This window comes from Aeromonas sp. QDB39 (assembly GCF_027707585.1).
Classification (GTDB): Bacteria; Pseudomonadota; Gammaproteobacteria; order Enterobacterales; family Aeromonadaceae; genus Aeromonas; species Aeromonas hydrophila.
Genome location: NZ_JAPCIV010000095.1, coordinates 1 through 2954 on the forward strand (window position 1 = coordinate 1; position 2954 = coordinate 2954).

The 2954-nt window shown below is 57.8% G+C and carries 3 protein-coding genes and 1 pseudogene; 3 read left to right on the forward strand and 1 reads right to left on the reverse strand.

What is annotated here, in order from left to right; all coding sequences use genetic code 11:
* Positions 1–112 precede the first annotated feature (112 nt).
* Both PG899_RS23860 and PG899_RS23865 read left to right on the forward strand, forming a co-directional pair.
* Positions 113–697, forward strand: coding sequence for a hypothetical protein (locus tag PG899_RS23860; RefSeq protein ID WP_270697807.1), 585 nt, complete (start codon positions 113–115; stop codon positions 695–697).
* 2 nt (positions 698–699) lie between these two features.
* Positions 700–1386: a fimbrial biogenesis chaperone gene (locus PG899_RS23865; RefSeq protein WP_179101535.1), complete on the forward strand. Its 687-nt coding sequence runs from the start codon at positions 700–702 to the stop codon at positions 1384–1386.
* 43 nt (positions 1387–1429) lie between these two features.
* Here PG899_RS23865 and leuE read toward each other — a convergent pair whose 3' ends face one another.
* The gene (gene leuE / locus PG899_RS23870) at positions 1430–2068 is read right to left on the reverse strand and encodes a leucine efflux protein LeuE (protein WP_077098157.1); all 639 of its coding nucleotides are present in this window, start codon (positions 2066–2068) and stop codon (positions 1430–1432) included.
* A gap of 364 nt (positions 2069–2432) precedes the next feature.
* Here leuE and PG899_RS23875 point away from each other — a divergent pair.
* Positions 2433–2891: pseudogene (locus tag PG899_RS23875) on the forward strand (MFS transporter); the annotation flags it as partial.
* Positions 2892–2954: the final 63 nt, after the last annotated feature.

Sequence of the window (2954 nt, forward strand, 5' to 3'; positions counted from 1 at the left end):
AAAAATCGGCTCAAACATGAAGAAATGAAATGACTGAGTCAGCCGAGAAGAATTTCCCCGCTTATTCGCACCTTCCCAAGAACAACTTACTCGTAGCCTGATCAACTTCAATATGAAAAATGGGTATGCACCTGAGAGTGGATACTATGAGTTCAGTGGCACAACTGAGATACATATCAAGCCACGGGACTTCAGCGTATCGATTCTGTCATCCGATGGTATAACCACACCTTACAGGGAAGGCAGCGTTGGAAAAGATATTCTGAATTTCCCCTACAATATTTCTGATAGTGGCCCTATTAGTGCCGATCTGCTCGAAATATCTATTTCGCAAGACCAAGGCGTTCCTTATCAAGGGCATTGCACTTTTTACCCGGCCGGGAAAGTATCATCCGAGCAGGCCGTGCCAATTCCGACCAGGCTGGTGTTTGATTCAGGGACTCATGGTGCCGCTTCCCAGCATGCCATAGAATGTGGCGGACACTCGGTAGATATCCGTGCCTTGGGCATAAAAGACAACCAACCACCACAAGAGTGGAGCGATCCCGTCAGCGGCAAAGGCATTACCCGATTCTACAAGCTGGCGCTGGAATTCGATCTGACCGATCCCATGGTGCAACGCACCATTGGCAACGACTTGTGGGAAGGGGAAGTACAGCAAAGCGGTACCATTACCATCAAAGGGACCTGGCGCTGACCATGAAGAACGACACGCATCGCATTCTCTGGCTCTTGCTGGCCGGCACGCTGAGCTCACAGGCCATGGCCATCGACATCGGCGCCATGACGATTGCCATGGCACCGAACGAAGAATTCATTGCCCGGACCGTCACCAACAACAGCGGCTCGCCCAAGGTCTACGAAGTGCAGATGGAAAAAATCAGCAATCCCACGGCTACGGGGACAAGCGTTCCGACGGTGCCCGGCGAGCTGCTGTTCGCCCCCAAGCGCTTCACACTGCACGCCAAGCGCATGCAGAACGTCAAGCTCTACTACAAGGGGCCGGCGGATGGTCAGGAGCGTTACTATCGCATCACCTTCACCGAGTCACCGGCGGCCCAGCTTGATGAAAGTGGCCAGGCCAGGCGCCGTGGTGCGTTGGAGATGAAACTCGCGCTGCAATCGACCCTGGTGGTGCGCCCGCGCCAAGTGCGTTTTCAATACCAGCTGGACCCGGCAAGGAACAGCATCACCAATACCGGCAACACCTACTTCGAATTCATGGTGAAACGGGGATGTCTGCAGGCGGACAGCGAGGCCGACAGCAAATACCTGCTGCCCGGCGAAACCTACCAGAACCCAAGGATCGGCCAAGCAGGCAACCAGAAGCTGATCGTCTACCAATCCCGGTTCATCCGGGTCGGCAAGGATTGCTGGCCTGACTAGCCGCTCGCAAACGGGCGACCGGGATTGGGCAATGCCCTGACCATCAGGATGACAACGTGGCCAGCCGGGCGGCGAAGCCCATAAAGAAGAGGCCGATAAGGCCATTGCCGAGTTTGGCGAGGCGTACCTTGCGCGCAAAGAAGCGGGCCATCAGGGTGCCGCCGAAGATCAACAGGGTGAGATAGACGAAGCTCATGGCCTCCAGCATGCTCGCCAGCACCAGGTAGGAGACCCAGGTGTGGGCATAGTTGAAGTCGACGAACTGTACGAAGAAGGAGACGTAGAACAGGATCGCCTTGGGGTTGGTGAGGCTTAAGGTGAGCGCCTTGGAGAAGTAGCGCTCGCCGGACTCGACCACGGATGCCTCCCCTTCCCGCCTGGCGACGAAGTTGGCGTGGAGTATCTTCACCCCCAAGTAGAGCAGATAGAGGGCGCCGAGGTAGCGCACCAGGGTGAACAGCAGGGGGGTGGTGCGAATGAGGGAGGCGATGCCCAGATAGGCGCAGAAGATCAGGATGGCGTCGCCGACGAAGACCCCGAGGGCCGCCTTGTAGCCGGGGCCTATGCCACGGGTCGCCCCGGTGCGCAGCACATAAATCGAGTTGGGCCCCGGCGCTATGATGATGAAGAAGAGCCCGACCAGATAGGTCCAGACGTTGATGACTCCCAGGCTCTCAAACATGGCGCGCCCCCCTGGACTTGGAAAAGAGCCCACTCAAGCAGGTCCAGACATTGATGACACCCAGGCTCTCAAACATGGCACCCCCCTCTGGACCTGGAAAACAGCCCGCTCAGGCAGGTCCAGACGTTGATGACTCCCAGGCTTTCGAACATGATCCCTCCATGGCGGGCGGCGACCCGCATAATGCGACGACGAGGTTTCTATACTAATCCGCCGCCCGCCGAGCACAAGTGCCGATCTATAATCCGTCGCCCCACCCTCTCACCGCCGTAACCGGCAACCCCGATCACCCCCACTTTATGGTGTCCAGACGCGTCGGGATCAGGCATGTTAAGCCATACCCAGACTCACAGAACCCGCCCTCATGGAAAAGAGCCTCAGTACCGATCAGCCACTCGCCGCCGCTACCGCGCACGATGCCTTGAATCGCACCACCTATCCGGTGATCGCCGCCATCAGCTTCTCGCACCTGTTGAACGACATGATGCAGTCGGTGCTGCTGGCCATCTATCCGCTGCTCAAGCTCGGCCTCAACCTGTCGTTCGCCCAGATCGGCCTCATCACCCTCACCTACCAGTTCACCGGCTCGCTGTTGCAGCCGCTGATCGGCCTCTACACCGACCGCCGACCCATGCCCTATTCATTGCCGTTCGGCATGGGCTTTACGATGATCGGCTTGCTGTCGTTGTCGCAGGCGACGAGCTTCGGCGCCGTGCTGCTGTCGGCCATGCTGATCGGTATCGGCTCGTCGGTATTCCACCCGGAATCTTCCCGGGTCGCCCGCATGGCGGCCGGCAGTCAGCCTGGGCTGGCCCTGACTCTTATACACAAATAGCGGTCTGAACGGAACTTTTCCCGTTTTCCAGGATCTGATCTTCCATGTGAC